This window comes from Peteryoungia ipomoeae (genome assembly GCF_004912165.1).
GTDB lineage: Bacteria > Pseudomonadota > Alphaproteobacteria > Rhizobiales > Rhizobiaceae > Allorhizobium > Allorhizobium ipomoeae.
The window spans coordinates 1-15,868 of sequence record NZ_STGV01000010.1; the positions used below are offsets into that span (position 1 = coordinate 1).

Annotated in this window: 18 protein-coding genes; 2 read left to right on the plus strand and 16 right to left on the minus strand. The window is 58.6% G+C overall.

The window, feature by feature from the left end; all coding sequences use genetic code 11:
* The coding region (locus FAA97_RS21195; protein ID WP_206110078.1) for a hypothetical protein at positions 1–412 on the plus strand (412 nt) is incomplete at its 5' end.
* Between the two features lie 57 nt (positions 413–469).
* On the opposite strand, the gene tnpC is transcribed toward FAA97_RS21195, so the two are convergent.
* The 12 genes from tnpC to FAA97_RS20270 all read right to left on the minus strand — a co-directional run bounded on the left by tnpC (position 470) and on the right by FAA97_RS20270 (position 9,526).
* Complete coding sequence (gene tnpC / locus FAA97_RS20220) at positions 470–2,053, minus strand: IS66 family transposase (RefSeq protein WP_136600389.1); 1,584 nt, start codon at positions 2,051–2,053, stop codon at positions 470–472.
* Positions 2,054–2,122: 69 nt separating this feature from the next.
* Positions 2,123–2,476: an IS66 family insertion sequence element accessory protein TnpB gene (tnpB, locus tag FAA97_RS20225; protein ID WP_136600390.1), complete on the minus strand. Its 354-nt coding sequence runs from the start codon at positions 2,474–2,476 to the stop codon at positions 2,123–2,125.
* Entirely contained in the window at positions 2,473–2,862 is a 390-nt protein-coding gene (gene tnpA, locus FAA97_RS20230; RefSeq protein ID WP_136600391.1) for an IS66-like element accessory protein TnpA, read from the minus strand. The genes tnpB and tnpA overlap by 4 nt, the downstream gene beginning before the upstream one ends.
* Positions 2,863–3,245: 383 nt before the next feature.
* Positions 3,246–3,554, minus strand: coding sequence for a hypothetical protein (locus FAA97_RS20235; RefSeq protein ID WP_246041601.1), 309 nt, complete (start codon positions 3,552–3,554; stop codon positions 3,246–3,248).
* 38 nt (positions 3,555–3,592) lie between these two features.
* Entirely contained in the window at positions 3,593–3,742 is a 150-nt protein-coding gene (gene ccoS / locus FAA97_RS20240; protein WP_246041602.1) for a cbb3-type cytochrome oxidase assembly protein CcoS, read from the minus strand.
* Positions 3,743–3,800: 58 nt separating this feature from the next.
* On the minus strand, positions 3,801–4,607 hold the full coding sequence (locus FAA97_RS20245; RefSeq protein WP_136600392.1) for a DUF2189 domain-containing protein: 807 nt from the start codon (positions 4,605–4,607) through the stop codon (positions 3,801–3,803).
* Between the two features lie 13 nt (positions 4,608–4,620).
* Positions 4,621–4,794 (minus strand): hypothetical protein, encoded by a 174-nt coding sequence (locus FAA97_RS21145; RefSeq protein WP_168801065.1) that lies wholly within the window; start codon positions 4,792–4,794, stop codon positions 4,621–4,623.
* Between the two features lie 25 nt (positions 4,795–4,819).
* Entirely contained in the window at positions 4,820–5,701 is an 882-nt protein-coding gene (gene ccoP, locus FAA97_RS20250) for a cytochrome-c oxidase, cbb3-type subunit III (protein WP_136600393.1), read from the minus strand.
* On the minus strand, positions 5,692–5,862 hold the full coding sequence (locus FAA97_RS20255) for a cbb3-type cytochrome c oxidase subunit 3 (protein ID WP_136600394.1): 171 nt from the start codon (positions 5,860–5,862) through the stop codon (positions 5,692–5,694). The genes ccoP and FAA97_RS20255 overlap by 10 nt, the downstream gene beginning before the upstream one ends.
* A gap of 7 nt (positions 5,863–5,869) precedes the next feature.
* Positions 5,870–6,619: a cytochrome-c oxidase, cbb3-type subunit II gene (gene ccoO, locus FAA97_RS20260; RefSeq protein WP_136600395.1), complete on the minus strand. Its 750-nt coding sequence runs from the start codon at positions 6,617–6,619 to the stop codon at positions 5,870–5,872.
* A gap of 3 nt (positions 6,620–6,622) precedes the next feature.
* Positions 6,623–8,281, minus strand: a complete 1,659-nt coding sequence (gene ccoN, locus FAA97_RS20265) for a cytochrome-c oxidase, cbb3-type subunit I (RefSeq protein WP_136600396.1) — start codon at positions 8,279–8,281, stop codon at positions 6,623–6,625.
* A gap of 456 nt (positions 8,282–8,737) precedes the next feature.
* Positions 8,738–9,526 (minus strand): MauE/DoxX family redox-associated membrane protein, encoded by a 789-nt coding sequence (locus tag FAA97_RS20270; RefSeq protein WP_136600397.1) that lies wholly within the window; start codon positions 9,524–9,526, stop codon positions 8,738–8,740.
* 73 nt (positions 9,527–9,599) lie between these two features.
* On the opposite strand from FAA97_RS20270, the gene FAA97_RS20275 reads away from it, so the two are divergent.
* Complete coding sequence (locus FAA97_RS20275; protein ID WP_136600398.1) at positions 9,600–9,983, plus strand: MerR family transcriptional regulator; 384 nt, start codon at positions 9,600–9,602, stop codon at positions 9,981–9,983.
* Positions 9,984–10,005: 22 nt separating this feature from the next.
* Here FAA97_RS20275 and FAA97_RS20280 read toward each other — a convergent pair whose 3' ends face one another.
* From FAA97_RS20280 to FAA97_RS20295, 4 genes are all read right to left on the minus strand, one after another.
* Entirely contained in the window at positions 10,006–10,452 is a 447-nt protein-coding gene (locus tag FAA97_RS20280; protein WP_136600399.1) for a DUF411 domain-containing protein, read from the minus strand.
* Between the two features lie 154 nt (positions 10,453–10,606).
* A complete protein-coding gene (locus FAA97_RS20285; protein ID WP_136600400.1) occupies positions 10,607–10,981 on the minus strand; it encodes a hypothetical protein in 375 nt (124 codons plus the stop codon).
* Between the two features lie 19 nt (positions 10,982–11,000).
* Complete coding sequence (locus FAA97_RS20290) at positions 11,001–14,153, minus strand: efflux RND transporter permease subunit (protein WP_136600401.1); 3,153 nt, start codon at positions 14,151–14,153, stop codon at positions 11,001–11,003.
* A 7-nt stretch (positions 14,154–14,160) separates the two neighbouring features.
* Positions 14,161–15,840: an efflux RND transporter periplasmic adaptor subunit gene (locus FAA97_RS20295; RefSeq protein ID WP_136600402.1), complete on the minus strand. Its 1,680-nt coding sequence runs from the start codon at positions 15,838–15,840 to the stop codon at positions 14,161–14,163.
* Between the last annotated feature and the right edge of the window lie 28 nt (positions 15,841–15,868).

Genomic DNA, 15,868 nt, shown 5'->3' on the forward strand with positions numbered 1-15,868 from the left:
GCTTCCAAAGCCCAAAACGTCTCAAATCATTCGACGACGGACATTGTCCCTCGTGGTGCTTTCACCATTTCCTTTGCTGGTATTTTTCAACGTAAAGAGAGCGGTGTCGGGTCACGGGTTTGAGCCGTTCGCTGACAACGTAGTGTCCTATCTTCTTCTGATTATCGTATTCGCGGCGAGCGCCATTTCAACAGCGATATACCATACTTGGGGACCCCATCATCGCAACGTCGTCACGTATGCACTCGCTGGGGCTGCTGGCTCAACAGCCCTCTTGACCGCAGCCGACCTGATCGACAGCTATTTTAGCGGGCCGGGGGTTGGTTGGGCTTGGCCGCTCATCGGCTTTATCCTCGGCTTTGCGTTTGGAGGAGTTTTCCGGGCAGCTCATACCGGCTTCGTACGTCGATAGAGCAGAATAGCCAGAGCGGTGATTCAGAGTAAATGGCAGCAAGGCACACGTGACTTGTTAGACCGTTCGTCCCGAGTGGTTCCAAGGCAGCAGCTCATCGATGCGATACTGCTTATGGCCGCTGACGATGGCAGTGAGCGTGGCGGTCAAGTAGGCTAGCGGATCGACGGCGTTGAGCTTACACGTCTCGATCAGCGAGGCGATGATCGCCCAGTTCTCTGCCCCAGCGTCGTGCCCTGCGAACAGTGCGTTCTTACGATTGAGCGCTATCGGTCGGATGGTCCGCTCGATACTGTTGTTGTCGATCTCGATGCGTCCATCGGTCAAGAAGAGCTTCAGACCATCCCAGTATTTGGCGATGTAGGCCAATGCCTCGCCGAGCGGCGACTTCGTTGCGACGCGGGCGCGGTGGTGGATAAGCCAGGTCTGCAGTTCTGCCACACGCGGCGCTGACCGCTCTTGCCGTCCAGCGAGACGAGCTTCAGGATCAAGACCGCGCAGTTCTGCTTCGATACGATACAGCTCGCCGATCCGCTTGACGCCGTCCTCGGCAATGGGTGCTGTGCCATTGCGGGTAATCTCCACCAGCTTTCGCCGGGCATGTGCCCAACAATACGCAAGCCGAATGTCCGGGCCAATCCGGTCTGGCCCGATCAGCCTGTTGTATCCGGCATATCCATCCACCTGCAGGATGCCGGAGAAGCCCTGCAATATCCGTTCGGCATGAATGCCTCCCCGGCCGGGAGCGTAGGTGAAGGCCACGCCCGGCGGAGCACCGCCATTCCAAGAACGATCATCCCGCGCCAGTGCCCAGAAGTATCCGGTCTTGGTTTTGCGGGAGCCGGGATCGAGAACCGGAGCGCGGGTCTCGTCCATGAACAGCTTGGTCGAGCGCTTCAGGTCGGCGATCAACGCATCGAAGACGGGCCGCAGTTCATAGGCTGCCCGACCGACCCAATCGGCCAGCGTTGATCGGTCGAGATCGATCCCTTGGCGGCTCATGATCTGCGCCTGCCGATAGAGCGGAAGGTGATCGGCATACTTGGAGACCAGAACATGCGCGACGGTCGCTTCCGTCGGCAGCCCTGCCGGGATCAACCGTGCTGGAGCTGCGGCCTGGACGATACCGTCTGTACAGGCGCGGCAAGCATATTTGGGGCGACGAGTGACGATCACGCGGAACTGTGCCGGGATCACGTCCCGCCGCTCGGAGACATCCTCGCCAATGCAATGGAGGCAACCGCCACAGCCGCAGATCAGGCTTTCTGGCTCAATCACCTCTTCGATACGCGGAAGATGCTTTGGAAGGGAGCCGCGATTGATCGCGCGTGGCTTGGCAATCCTGTTTCCTGCAGGAATGTCCGCCTCATCCTCGGCATGGATCACGGCCATGGCCGTCTCCAGGTCTTCGAGCGCCAGGTCGAATTGGTCAGGATCGGTCTTCTCGGATTTGCGTCCGAAGGCTGCCTGCTTGAATGCTGCGACCAGCTTCTCAAGCCGCTCGATCCGCTCATCTTTGCGGGCGATATGCTCGTCCTTGCTCGCTATCGCGACGTCCTTGGCTGCCTCGCTTAGCCGCGCCGCGATCAGCATCGCCTTCAGGGCGGCAACATCATCGGGAAGGTCGGCGGCATCAAGCATGACCGGAAGCTACCAAATCCCGAGCCGATTTGCCCTCGGAATCTGCGGAGCTGAGTCATCGTGCCGCAGCTATTCGATGGCCTCCGGGGTTCTTGTCTGGACGGCATGAACCCGCCGCCAGTCAAGGCCTGCGAACAGGGCTTCGAACTGGGCGTGGGTGAGCGTCATCAGACCATCCTTGATGCCTGGCCAAATGAACATCTGCTCTTCCAACCGTTTGTAGGCCAAGACGATCCCGGAGCCGTCCCAGTAGATCAGCTTCAATCGGTCGGCCTTGCGCGACCGGAACACGAAGACCGTTCCAGTGAACGGGTCCTTGTGAAGCTCGTTCTTCACCAGCGACGCCAGGCCGTCATGACCCTTGCGGAAGTCGACAGGTTTTGTCGCCACCATGATCCGCACGCGGTTCGACGGAAGGATCATGTCGTCGCCGCCAGGGCGCGAGCGATAGCCGCAATCCGGGACGCTGACGCACCTTCCTCCAGGCGGATCGTGACGGAACCGACGACAATCTCGGGGCGCGTGGCAGCCTTGACCATCGGCAGCTCAGGCGACGGCGGCTCGACAACCATTGCCGCGAACTCGACCGCGTCTTCGGGCTCAGGCAACACAAGTTTACCTTGCCGCGCCAGCGTCCGCCAGGAAGACAGATGGTTGGCCTTCAGCCCGTGGCGCTCGGCCACTTCATTCACCTTCGCGCCTGGTCGCAAGCTCTCTGAAACGATCCGTGCCTTGACCTCGTCAGGCCATTGGCGATGCGCCTCGCGCCTGCTCCGTCGCGTTGTGAAAACCTCCAACGTAGACTCCATGGAGAAACTCCTTGTCGCTCATCCATGGAATGTCGATCACAGATCAGGCAGCGGCTGCCAATGTGGGGACAGAACACCGGTTACACTGCAAGTATTACAGGATTACAATTAAGATTGACCTTGCCCCGTTAAGCTAATCCATTTTGAAGTAAGCTCTGGCCGATCGAGAGTACCAGAGAATGAAGCGCAACCGTTTCACGGACGAGCGACTAGCGGGCACTCGTTGGAAACGTCGGTGATCCCTTATCGGTGAACGACGTGGGCAACCCCGAGATCATTATAGCGTTACTACGGCGCAGCGAGCTTGGATGTCGCCAGGGACTTTGGTCGGCTCTGCTCACTACCCAACACGCAGATCAGGATTTCCACTCTTTGCTGTATCGTCAACTCCGCCCGGTAGGCGGCGTAATGACGCCGCGCATGACAGCAAATACGGCTCCGACCAGGCCTCCCGTGACCATGCCGGCAGACCCACCCGCAAAGGCCGCCACGAGACAATAGCCAACGAGCGCCAGACTGAAGCTGGGCGTTAGGTAGACGGCTGCGGCAATACCAACGAGTGCACCGACAACGCCGAACACGAACCCCATTCCGGTTACCGCATCGGACGGATCGATGACGATAACACGCTGATCGGGTGCGCCAGGCGTCATGGCAAGCCCATCTCCATTTGTCGTCTTCTCACTTTGCATGCTCGTCTCCCGCGGCCCCCGGCCGTCCAATCAGCCGCTCACCCGATTTCATCATTGTCATCAAGCAAAACGCGAACAGCTGCACCGTCCAGATCATCGTACTGCTTCGCGCTGACCGACCACAGAAAGGCGAGCAACCCCACAGTACCCATGGCGACGGAGACGATAACAAGCATCATCATTGCCATGATGGATCTCCGTGAACTGCGTTGGCAGCAGATATTCTTCTCAGACCGTACAAAACCATCAACGCATCTCCCGATAGGCGTGCCAGGTCGCATGGCCGAGCCAGGGGAAGATGACGATCAGCCCGAGAAGCCCGGTGGCGAGGCAGGCCAAGAACAGGGCAAGGACGATGGCGCCCCATGTTATAGTCACGCGAAGGTTGTTCCACACCATCGTCGTGCTGATGCCCATGGCGGTGAAGGCATCGATCTGACGATCCAGCAACATAGGGATCGAAAAGACGCTGATGGCAAAGGCGAAGCCGGCAAAGAGCGAGCCTACAAAACCGCCGACGAAAAGCATCGCCCATCCTGTGGGCGTGGTGAAAAGCATGGTGGCAATCTGGTCAAGGCCTGGAAATGGCTGAAGGCCAAAGAACAAAGCGTAGACCAGTACCGCGGCCCGCATCCAAAGCAGGATAAGCATGACAAGCAGCATTCCGGTAAAGAACACCTGGGCGCCAGCCTTTGGCCGAACCGACACCATCGTGCTAAACGAGAAAGGCTCGCCCAATTCGAGGTTGCGGCTCTTCAGATACAGACCGGATGCGATAATCGGTCCGACGATCAAGAAGCCCGATAGCGCCGGAAACAGGAAATAGTCGCGGCCGGTGCTGAACATGTAACCGATGAAAGCGATGGACGCGACGCAGACGAGCAGACCATAGAGAAGACTGGGGATGGGTTTGATCCACAAATCCTTCCAGCCGAGCGATAGCCATCGCAAAGGAGCACCGGCGGCCAGGTTGCGCTTCCATTGGATGTTGCGGGTTTCCTCGATATCCGAAACCTCGGAAATCAGGACGGACGCCTGGTCTTTGCCGCTCATCATTCTATCCTTTTCAACATGCCGGTTTGGCCGCACGAAACTGGCCCGGCTGTCCGCCCTTATCCTTCAGATGCGCAACGCAGTCCGGCTGGCTCGAAATGGCGACGTAAGCCAGATGGGCATTGGCTGCGATCAGCACCACGGCGATCACCGTGGCCAGAAGCCATTTCGTTGGAAACCGTGTCACCGCTTTGGTCGCCCGATTTTTTCACTCATGGCTCCCTCTGTCCGAGCGCATGCACGTAAAGCGCCAGAACCTTGATCTCGATTGGCGACAACCGTTCGTCCCAGTTCGGCATATGGCCCTGTCGACCACCGTGAATGGTGTCGATAAGCGTCTGCAGGGTGCCGCCATAGATCCACGTCTGATCCGTGAGGTTCGGCGCCCCGAGTTCCATATTGCCCTTGCCATCGTCTCCATGGCAGGCAGCACAATTCGTCTGAAACACCTCAAGCCCTGCATCCACCCGCTCTACGTTCTCGGGCATTGAGGCATCAGGCTCACTGAGCGTCCTGACATAAAGCGAGACATCCCTGATTTGCTGACGATCAAGGATCTCGTCGCGGCCAAAAGCCGGCATCTGCCCGACACGCGTATCGGGATGCCGCGAATTGACCCCGACAATCAAGGTCTGGGCTATCTGCTCGGCACTCCCGCCCCATATCCAGTCGCCATCGGTCAGATTGGGATAATTTGCGCCGCCTTTGCCGTCTCGGCCGTGACAGGCGGCACAATTGTCTCCAAACAACTGGTGACCATTGGAGCGTACCTTCGCCATCAGCGCTTCGTCTGCCCGAATTTCGTCAAAGGACATGGTCTCGATCCTGCTGACCCATGGAACTTTGGCGGCTTCGCCCTCCAGCAGACTTTTCTCGACCGTCGTTCTCTGATCCTTACCCAAAATGCCCTTGGTGTATGTCGCGCCCAACGGCCATGACGGCATGAGAAACCACCAGAGCACCGCGAACAAATGAGTAGCGATCAGGAACAGCAACACCCCTTTGGGGATTGGCGTGTCCAACTCGCGGATGCCGTTCCACACATGCCCGGTTGTCTTCCGACCGGTGACTGGATCAACGTCTTTCAACTCCACGGCCGATCCTCCTTGTCAAAGACTTGCTGCTCGGCATTCCTGAAGCGCTGCTTATTCGACGGCAGAAACGTGTAGATCATCACGCAGATCGAAAACCCGATCAGATAGAACAGGCCCCACGTTTTGGCGGTTGCGACCAGAGTATCGTGATTGATGTCCATTGCGTCCTCAATTCGTCGGTTCGGGCATCTGTTCGGAGGCGGCGGTGTTTTCGTAGGCTACCCTTGTCAGTTGGCCGAGGACCTGCAGGTAGGCGACCAAGGCGTCCATCTCGGTAAGGTTGGTCGCCACACCATCGAAGGCAGAGATCTGGGTGGCCTCGCCATAGCGCTCAGCAACGCCAGTGGCCTGATCCGTGTCTGGCATCGCCTGGCCATAGGCATCGGCTGTGGCGTTGATGATCATCTCATCCGTATAGGGAACGCCGACGGCTTGCTGGGCTCGAAGCTTGAGCGACAACTCATCGACCCTGAGCGGTGTCGTGCCAAGCCACCGATAGGAGGGCATGTTGGATTCCGGCACGACGTCGCGCGGATTGTTTAGATGCGTGACATGCCAGAGATCGGAATACTTGCCGCCGATCCGAGCAAGATCGGGTCCTGTCCGCTTTGACCCCCACAACATGGGATGGTCATATTGCGACTCCACCGCAAGTGAATAGGGACCATAGCGCTCCACTTCGTCACGGAGGGTACGGATCATCTGACTATGACACGCATAACAACCCTCGCGGACATAGATATCGCGACCTGAGAGTTCCAAGGGTGTGTAGAGGCGCATGTCAGCTACATCTTCGACTGTTTCGTCGATGGTAAACAGCGGGGCTATCTCAACGATGCCCCCCACACTGGCGGCCGCAATGATGGCCAGCATGAAACCGATTGCCGATCGTTCGAGCTTTCCGTGCATGTCTGACATGGTTTACTCCGCAGCCGATGGGGCGGTATGGTCGGACTGATCCGCCCCGAGCGGCAGGTCTTCACGGGACTCATCCAACATCACCCGAGGCATCCTCACCGTCATCCAGACATTGTAGGACGCAATAATGGCGCCGAGCAGGAAGAGCAGGCCACCGAAGGCGCGGGCGATATAATAGGGATACATTTCGACCAGACTGTCGACGAACGAGTAGACCAGCGTGTTGTCCGGGGAATAGGTCCGCCACATCAGGCCCTGGATAATTCCGGAATTCCACATGGCAAAGACGTAGATCAGCGTGCCGATCAGCGCGAGCCAGAAATGGACCTCGACAAGGGTGTCCGAATACATCCGCTCCCGCTTCCAGATGGCTGGAACCAGCGTGTAGAGCGAACCGAAGGTGATCATCGCCACCCAACCCAAAGCGCCCGAATGCACATGGCCGACAGTCCAGTCGGTGTAGTGGGACAGCGAGTTGACCGGGCGGATCGCGAGAAACGAGCCTTCAAAAGTTGATAGCCCATAGAAGAACGCCGCCATCATGATGAAACGCAGCGTCGCGTCATCGCGCACCTTGTGCCAGGCGCCGTTGAGCGTCAGCAGCGCATTGCCGGCCGAGGCCCAGGATGGCACCAGCAGCATGACCGAAAAGGTCATGCCAAGATTCTGTACCCAATGTGGCAGGGCCGTATAATGGAGGTGGTGGGATCCGGCCCACATGTAGAAGAAGGTGATACCCCAGAAACTCAGGATCGACAGGCGATAGGAGAAAATCGGCCGATCCGCACGCTTTGGCAGGTAGTAGTAGAGCATGCCTAGGAAGCCGGCCGTGAGAAAGAAGGCAACGGCATTGTGCCCGTACCACCATTGAACCATGGAATCCTGGACACCCGCCCAGATCGTATAGCTCTTGGAATGAGCAAGGGAGATCGGCACCGCGAGATTGTTCACGATGTGCAGGATGGCAACCACGAGGATGAAGGCCAGATAATACCAGTTGGCCACGTAGATATGCGGCTCTTTGCGTTGCGCCAGCGTGCGGACATAGAGGACAAGGTAGGTCACCCAGACGATCACGAGCCAGATGTCGGCATACCACTCTGCCTCAGCATACTCCTTAGATTGCGTCACCCCTAGAAAATAGCCAGACACGGCAATCAAACAGAAGAGGTTGAAACCGAACAGCACAAACCAGGGCGAGAGCTGCCCTGCAAGACGGGCGCGCGAGGTTCGCTGAACCACATGGTAGGACGTCGTGATCAGTGCATTGCCGCCGAACCCAAATATGACACCGGTAGTATGAGCGGGGCGGATTCGTCCAAAGCTTGCCCAGGATGTATCAAAATTCAAGCCTGGCCAGGCAAGCTGGGAGGCGGCCCAAACGCCGATGAACATTCCGAAGATCGCCCAGGCGAGAGTTAGGCCGACCCCGACCTTGATGGGATCATCGTAGTAGCGCTTAAATCTGGCCGGGTCAGGCTCTGGAGCAAAGCTTCCAGACATCAGCAGGACCAGAAGTCCCAAGCTGTAGAAAAGGACCATTGCTCCGTGCACACCGAGCGTATCAGCCCGACCGGCTGCGGCCATGGCAATGCCTACGATGGCCATGATGATAAGAATGGCCGCGCCCAAACTGCGTTCACTCGACGTCAACTGGCCCATTGATCTGCCTTCTTTAAGTTTAGGCGGACTGGAGTGCTGACCTGCGCCTGCCTAGAAAAAAGTCAGGTTGCCTATCAGTTAAGCGGCACCCTATGGGATGATAGGTCTTATACAACTTCTCGTGAAGCCCTTAAATGCTGAAAGCCAAGGAGTTTGCCAGGAATCTCCGGGGTGGAGTAGGAGACCAACGCATCCAAGCTCTTGAAAGGACTCGAACCGCCGACCCGTTATTTGGCCGATAAGTTCGCGCTGCATTTCCCTACGGGGCAACTACTTGCGCTCGGGAATGGCTGATACGGGGCCGGAAGCCGACTGTCCGTTCCTGTCCGATCTATGTTGGAAACTGACATACGATTTTGAACATCAACGGACGGCAGGAATTCCGGTATAAATGTGACGGGTCGGATGCCGGCGACTTTTTACCGGCTCCCTAACTGAACGGTGTTGTGGTGCAGTTTACATCTGATGACCGAGCATCAATCCTGATGATGCCAGGGCCATCCAGACAGCCATCGCGATCATCATCAAGTTCTCGGTGAGTGAGATGAACCCGAGCGGTACGTTGCTCGATCCACCGACACAGGCGCATTTCAGCTCACGCTTGTCAATATAAACGGCCTTGAAGACCGAAACTGCGCCAATGCCACCAATGAACAGAGCCACGGGAACGGACAGCCAGTTCGCAACGCCTGCCACCATCAGAACGCCTGCAAGTCCTTCGGCGTAGGGGTAGATGTAGCTGTATGGCACCCACCGCTTCGCGAGCAGATCATAATTCAGGAACATCGTCGCGAAGGTTTCGACATTTTGAAGCTTGAGCATGGCCAGGACCACCATCGAGAAAGCGATGAACCACTCCAAGGCCCGGACGGTGAAGGGCGTGCCGAAGACAGCGTAGCTGACACCCATTGCCATCAGTGCAGTCATCGCAAACAGCACGATAACGGGGCGATAGGTGGTTGCCTTCGGATCGGCCACAGGCTTTCCAAAGTAGCGCCGCAGATCGTCATAGCCGCCGACACGGGCACCGTCGATGAACACCTGCGGTGTCGTCTTCACACCGTGCTCTACCTTGAACGCATCCGTTTGCGCGCGGGTTGTCAGGTGGCGGTCATCCACCTCATATCCCGACCGCCTCAGCAGATCCTTGGCTTTGAGGCCATAAGGGCAGGTATGCTCTGCAGTGACCATCCGGTAGAGGACGGCTTTTTTCACTGCAGTCGAGGGGTTCACTCTATCCAACATTTCACGTCTCCTTTGCCTTGTGAAACAGTTGGCAAGACCATACGTTCCGTACCGTGGTACGGAGTCAAGCCCCATGGATATGACAATCGGAAAATTTGCGGCGTCTGGCGGAGTAGGTGTCGAAACAATCAGGTTCTACCAACGCAAGGGTCTGTTGAAGACCCCTAAGCGCCTTGAGGGTGGCAGGCGCTATGGAACTGAGGATCAGAGGCGGCTGAAGTTTATCCGCCAGGCTCAGACGGCTGGATTTACGCTGGAGGAGATACGGGAGCTGCTCGAACTCGATGCGGGAGACGACAGGGAGCGGGCACGCGAGGCCGCAAAGGCGCGACTGATCGCGCTGGAGACGCGGATCGCCGAACTCAATCGGACCCGCGATGCGCTAAAACGCCTGGTTTCGGAATGCTCTTCAGGCAAACGCGGCCCCTGCCCTATCCTCCATTCGTTTGGACTGTAGCCTGCAAAAGCAGCAGTTCCGGTCAGTCCGGCTTGAATGACTGATAGACATACATCTCACCGCCATCGCGCGGAATTGCGATGACGTCGTATGGTTCCGGCGAACCACCCATGCCGAGCGAACCCATAGGCATTCCTGCGACTGCGAGCCCTGCCAGTGGCGGCCGTTCATCGAGCAGCCTTCTCACGGCATCGATCGGCACGTGGCCCTCAAGGAAGTAACCTTCTACTTCCGCTGTGTGGCAGGCCCGAACGGACGGCGGCACATTGAGGCGTCGCTTGACCTGATCCATGTCCGGTTCCTCGACGGTGCGAACCGAGAAGCCCACCGTGCTGAAAGCATCGCCCCATGACGAGCAACAGCTACAAGTGGGATCCTTGTGCAGGATGACCGATGGCACTGCGGCAAAGCCCGTGGCGGGTGTCAGAGCCATCGTGGCGGCCACAGCCAGAAATTCTCTGCGTCTCATACTCTCTCCTGCGAACTTCGGTAAGCCACTCAAAACTGGAAGGAGATGCCCGGCATGGCTCCCGACAGTTGATGACCTGATCTTGGCACGGCGATGGCGTGACATCTTTGCCGCAAGTCAACGATCCTGCCACTCGCCTTTCGCGCTTCCAAGATTAGAACTTCCCCTGCGCGGTGGTCCCGTCCGGGGTGATCACCTGGATCGCACCCTTAACACCCGGATTGACCGGAACGGGCGAAGTTCCCGTGAGGCGATTGCCATCAGCAGCAGACAGCGCAAACCGACGAACAGCGCCGTCGATCAAAAGGATGGCATTGCCTGTGTGTCCGGCCGCAGAGACGGGCTGGTCGGCTGCGTCAAACAAATAGATCGTCACTTCAGTCGTTCCTGTCGTCACGAGTTCGACATGGTGGTTTGCGCCTGCGTCAACCTTCAGCCCGCCGTTCGGTCCAGGACGGGGCGCGTGTGCATAAGCGGGCAAAGCTGTCATGGCGAAGACGAGGGAAAGGGTGAGCAGACTGCGGCGCATGGAGTTCTCCTGGTAGGACTTAAAAGGCTTCGATGGTTTGATTGGGCGTTCCGGCTGACTGCTTCGTACCACTCACCTGAGTACGAGCCTGCTCCACGAGACGCTCCAGAGGCTTCCGACCGTAGCGCAGAAACAGGGTAGGAGTGAGAAGCGTATCGAGTACGGTCGACGTCACGAGACCACCGAAGATCGTGATCGCGACCGGGTGGAGGATTTCCTTGCCCGGTGCGGTCGCATCGATCATCAGCGGAACAAGCGCAACACCAGCCGACAGAGCCGTCATCAGGACTGGGGTCAGACGTTCCAGTGAGCCCCGCACGACAAGTTCCTTGCCGAACGGCAGATCTTCCTGGATCGCCAGGTTAATGTAATGGCTGATCTTCAGAATGCCGTTGCGCGTCGAAATGCCCGTCAGCGTGATAAAGCCGATCATCGAGGCGACGGAGAGCGGCTGGCCGGCAATCCAGAGCGCAGTCACCGAGCCGATCAGTGCGAGCGGCACGCTCGCCATGATGATCGAGACGAAGAGCACCGAGCGATAGCGGGAATAAAGGATCGCAAACACCATCGCCAGCGAGATGATGGAGAGAAGACCGATAGTCCTCATCGATTCTTCCTGCGCCTGAAAGGTGCCTTCCAGGCTGACGAAGAAGCCGGGCGGAAGAGAAGAGCTCGCGATCACTTCGCGGATCTGGGCAATGACCGTTGTCATGTCGGCTTCGCCATCCGTATTGGCGAGAACGACCACACGACGCTTGCCGTTTTCACGAAGGATCTGGTTTGGACCATCCGTCTCGCGGACTTCTGCTATCTGGCTGACCGGGATCCAGCCCGCAGGCGTTTCAATGAGGAGATCCGATAGCCCCTTGGTGCTGCGGGTCTCGTCCTCGAGACGCAGCACGACGTCGAACCGCTTGTTGCCGTCGACGATGCGGGACACGATCGTCCCGTTCGACAGTCGTTCGAGCTGTTCGGTGACGGCCGCCGGCTGGATGCCGTAAAGGGCCGCCCGGCGGTAATCGACGATGACCTCGAGATGCGGGATGCGCACCTGCTTTTCCACCTGAAGGTCAACGATCCCCGGGATCTCAGCCAACTTGCCGCGAAACTCCTCGGCGAAGCCGCGGATGCTGTCGAGATCCTCGCCGAAGATCTTCAGCGCGATCTGGGCGCGCACACCTGAGAGCATGTGGTCAAGACGGTGCGAGATCGGCTGGCCGACATTGGTGGCGACAGGCAGAACCGACAGTCGTGAACGAATATCCGCGATAATGTCGTCCTTGGACCGACCTTCAGCGGCAAGCGCCACTTCTATTTCTGAAGAGTGGACACCCTCTGCATGTTCGTCGAGCTCGGCGCGTCCGGTGCGGCGACCGATCTGCTCCACCTCGGGTACCTCCATAATCAACCGCTCAGCAATCAGTCCGACACGATGGCTCTCAGCAAGCGAGATGCCCGGGTTGAACAACATGTTGATCGTCAGTGTCCCTTCATTAAAGGGCGGCAGAAACGATCGCGGCAATTGGGTAGCAAACAAAACTGCTGCCACGACACCGGCGAGCACGGTGGTCATCAGGATCTTCGGATGGCCAAAGGACCAGTCGAGCAGCCGACGATTGGCGCGTTTAAGAACCCGCACGACCACGCCCTCATGCTCGTCGAGGCGTTTCAGGCCCGGCAGCATGTAATAGGCCATGACGGGCGTCAGCGTGATCGAGACCACAAGCGAAGCGAGGATTGAGATGATGTAGGCTTGGCCGAGCGGCGCGAAGAGCCGTCCCTCAATACCTGAGAGGGCAAACAGCGGCACGAAGACCAGAACAATGATCATCGTTGCGTAAACGATGCCGGAGCGAACTTCCTGACTGGCCGATACGACGACATCGAAGACCGAGCGCGGATTGCCCTTTTCCCGGTTTTCCCGCAGCCGCCGGAAAATATTCTCGACGTCAACGACGGCATCATCGACCAATTCGCCGATGGCGATCGCCAACCCGCCAAGCGTCATCGTATTGATCGACAACCCGAGCAGATGAAAGACGATAGCGGTCACCAGAATGGAGACAGGAATAGCCGTCAGCGAGATCGCCGTCGTTCGGGTATTCAGGAGGAAGACGAACAGGATGATCGCAACGACGACAATTGCCTCGGCTAACACCTTCTGCACGTTGCCGATCGAGGTTTCGATGAAATTGGCCTGCCGGAACAGGACCTGATCGGCTTTCACGCCCGCGGGCAATGTGGCGCTGATTTCGCCAAGGGCTGCCTCGACTTCGCGGGTCAATTTGACAGTGTCGATATCAGGTTGCTTTTCTACCGAGACGATGACGGCAGACTGACCCTGGTAACCGGCATCCCCGCGCTTCAGGCGTGGTGCAAATCCGACTTCCGCGACCTGCCGCAGGAGAACCGGTTGCCCATCGACACTGGCAACCACTACGCGCGCCAGATCCTCGATATTTTGAGTGCGGCCGACATTGCGGATCAGGAACTCGCGGCTGTATTGGTCGGTGAAGCCGCCACCGGTGTTCGAGCCGAACTGCGCGAGAGCCTGTTCAATCTGTTCGAAGGACACGCCGAGTGCCCGCATGGCGGCGGAGTTCGGAGATACGCGATACTGGCGCACCTCGCCCCCGATCGGAATGACCTGGGCGACACCGGGGATGCTCAGAATTCGCGGTCGGACGGTGAAGTCAGCGAGCTCGCGCAACTCCATGGCCGAGACATTGTCCGGTCCGGTCACGGCAATGAGCATGACCTGACCCATGATCGAGTTGATCGGGCCCATCTGCGGCACGACATTCGCCGGCAGTTGCGGCTGTACAAGCGACAGCCTCTCGGCGATCTGCTGGCGGTTGCGATAGATGTCCGTGTCCCAGTCGAACTCGACATAGATGATCGAAAGTCCCACGCCGGAGGTGGAGCGAACGCGGCTCACACCGGGAAGGCCGTTCATCTGGTATTCGAGCGGATAGGTGACGAGCTGCTCGACCTCTTCAGGTGCCAGTCCTTCGGCTTCCGTCATGATGGTGACGGTCGGCCGGTTGAGATCGGGGAAGACGTCAACGGGTAGCCTCGTGACCGTAAACGCCCCGTAGATCATGAGGACTGCGGCAATCGCCAGGACGAACAGGCGGTTCCGCAGCGACTGGGTGACGAGAAAATTGAACATCGGAGCCTCAGCGGATCTGGTTCAGGAGTTCGGCACCCTGTGTGACGATGCGCTTTCCGGCTTCGATCCCGGAGACAATCAGAAGACGGTCACCATCCAGCGGCTCGGTACGGACTTCCCTCGGCACGAAACGTTCCGCATTGGTGTGTTCATAGACGAGTGACTGCCCGTTGGAAGCACGCAGAACACTGGTGCGTGGCACGGCAATGCCCGTGCGCTCGTCAGTGGTCGATGACAGAACGGTCAGCAACTGCCCAGCACGGATACCGTCTGCCTGGCCCTCGACGCTGAAATGGATCGGGATCGCCTGATTGCGATCGGCAAGCCCGCTTCCCCGATAGGAGAGAGAGGCGGTTCTGCCATCCATGAACTTGCCGCGCGCGGCTCCAGTCACGGAATGGGCGTCAAAGCTCAGTGCTTCTACCCAGTAACGGCTTGGATCGATGATCTGGAAGATCACGGTATTGGGCTCGGCAATCTGTCCGGCAACGGCCTGGGCCGCAGCGATAACGCCTGATACAGGTGCGGTCAGTTTCTCAGCCGCCGTCGGCGCCTGCTCCAGATTGGCGCGCCGCGCCTTGAGGCCCTGGAGCTCAAGTGTTGCATCCTCGATTTCGGCGCGCGCCACCACCGATTGAAGCCGCTCGAAGCGCTGCAGCTTGCGTTCGACCAGCATGATTTCCTGATCGAGCTCACGGGCCTGCTGCTGCTGGCTTGTCAGATCAGCGGCACCGACAGAGGGCTGCACGAGGGCCAAGACATCCCCGGCGGACACCCGCGCACCAAGCTGCGGGAAGCCGCCGGGTGGCGGCAGAAGCCTTCCCGACACAGAGGCCTGGACATAGCCTGATGTCGTGGGGTCTGGGATGATGCGGGCCGGAAGTTCAACAGTCCCGGCGTGGGCTGCCTGCTCGGTGAAGATGGTCCTGATGGCGAGGATACGCTGGGTTGTCTTGGGGACGAAGATCGACCCATCGGCAAACCGCTGGGCGACATCCCGCTCGGCGGCCTGCGCTTTGGGTGCTGCAGGGCCGGCGGCCTCCGACTGCGGTGCCCCGGCAAGTAAGAGGACTGCGGCTAATGCAGCGGTCGAGCTTCCAGTCTTGCGGCTGCGGAAAAGCAGTGCAAGCAGCAAGCCGACCACGATGCCACCACCGCCAACCACCCAGAGTGTCATGTCCTGTCGCTGCAGTCGGGCGCCAACCTCCTGCGCAAAAGCCGAACTGATGAGGAAACCATTCGCGGCAGCCACCGGAACAGGGCTGGCCGTCATCTCGGGGATTACCATTGTAACTGTCAGGACGTCGAAGAGGTCACCGGCCATCACGGTGAGGGCAAGATCATATGAACCGGGCTTTGTCAGCCATGGTGCCGTCGCCACGTAAGTTCCCTCGCCCGAAGCTTCGGCCGTCAGCGTTCCCGCAGGGCTGTCGATTTCGAGTACCGCACCGTCGACCGGTTCATTGCCCTTGAAGCTGTCGAGAAAGATTTCCAGACGCTCTCCGCGCGCTACAGCAACCAGCTCGAGATCGACCGTCGAAGCGTCGGCGCGCGGTGCGATCGTGGTAGAGACAGGCGGGGGCGGCGCGCCGTGATCATGGCCCTCATGGGCCGCTGCAGAGGATGCAGCAAGTCCTATGACAGAAAGGCAGATTCCAGCGAGAACAGAGGCGAATCGGTCGACCATCGTAACCCTGAGCAAAAGTTGATTTGCT

Excerpts from the sequence above, each read along its gene's own strand:
- tnpC (WP_136600389.1), bottom strand. The coding sequence starts at position 2,053 with ATGCTTGATGCCGCCGACCTTCCCGATGATGTTGCCGCCCTGAAGGCG.
- tnpB (WP_136600390.1), bottom strand. The coding sequence starts at position 2,476 with ATGATCCTTCCGTCGAACCGCGTGCGGATCATGGTGGCGACAAAACCT.
- tnpA (WP_136600391.1), bottom strand. The coding sequence starts at position 2,862 with ATGGAGTCTACGTTGGAGGTTTTCACAACGCGACGGAGCAGGCGCGAG.
- FAA97_RS20235 (WP_246041601.1), bottom strand. The coding sequence starts at position 3,554 with ATGCAAAGTGAGAAGACGACAAATGGAGATGGGCTTGCCATGACGCCT.
- ccoS (WP_246041602.1), bottom strand. The coding sequence starts at position 3,742 with ATGGCAATGATGATGCTTGTTATCGTCTCCGTCGCCATGGGTACTGTG.
- FAA97_RS20245 (WP_136600392.1), bottom strand. The coding sequence starts at position 4,607 with ATGAGCGGCAAAGACCAGGCGTCCGTCCTGATTTCCGAGGTTTCGGAT.
- FAA97_RS20255 (WP_136600394.1), bottom strand. The coding sequence starts at position 5,862 with ATGGACATCAATCACGATACTCTGGTCGCAACCGCCAAAACGTGGGGC.
- ccoO (WP_136600395.1), bottom strand. The coding sequence starts at position 6,619 with ATGTCAGACATGCACGGAAAGCTCGAACGATCGGCAATCGGTTTCATG.
- ccoN (WP_136600396.1), bottom strand. The coding sequence starts at position 8,281 with ATGGGCCAGTTGACGTCGAGTGAACGCAGTTTGGGCGCGGCCATTCTT.
- FAA97_RS20270 (WP_136600397.1), bottom strand. The coding sequence starts at position 9,526 with ATGTTGGATAGAGTGAACCCCTCGACTGCAGTGAAAAAAGCCGTCCTC.
- FAA97_RS20275 (WP_136600398.1), top strand. The coding sequence starts at position 9,600 with ATGGATATGACAATCGGAAAATTTGCGGCGTCTGGCGGAGTAGGTGTC.
- FAA97_RS20280 (WP_136600399.1), bottom strand. The coding sequence starts at position 10,452 with ATGAGACGCAGAGAATTTCTGGCTGTGGCCGCCACGATGGCTCTGACA.
- FAA97_RS20285 (WP_136600400.1), bottom strand. The coding sequence starts at position 10,981 with ATGCGCCGCAGTCTGCTCACCCTTTCCCTCGTCTTCGCCATGACAGCT.
- FAA97_RS20290 (WP_136600401.1), bottom strand. The coding sequence starts at position 14,153 with ATGTTCAATTTTCTCGTCACCCAGTCGCTGCGGAACCGCCTGTTCGTC.
- FAA97_RS20295 (WP_136600402.1), bottom strand. The coding sequence starts at position 15,840 with ATGGTCGACCGATTCGCCTCTGTTCTCGCTGGAATCTGCCTTTCTGTC.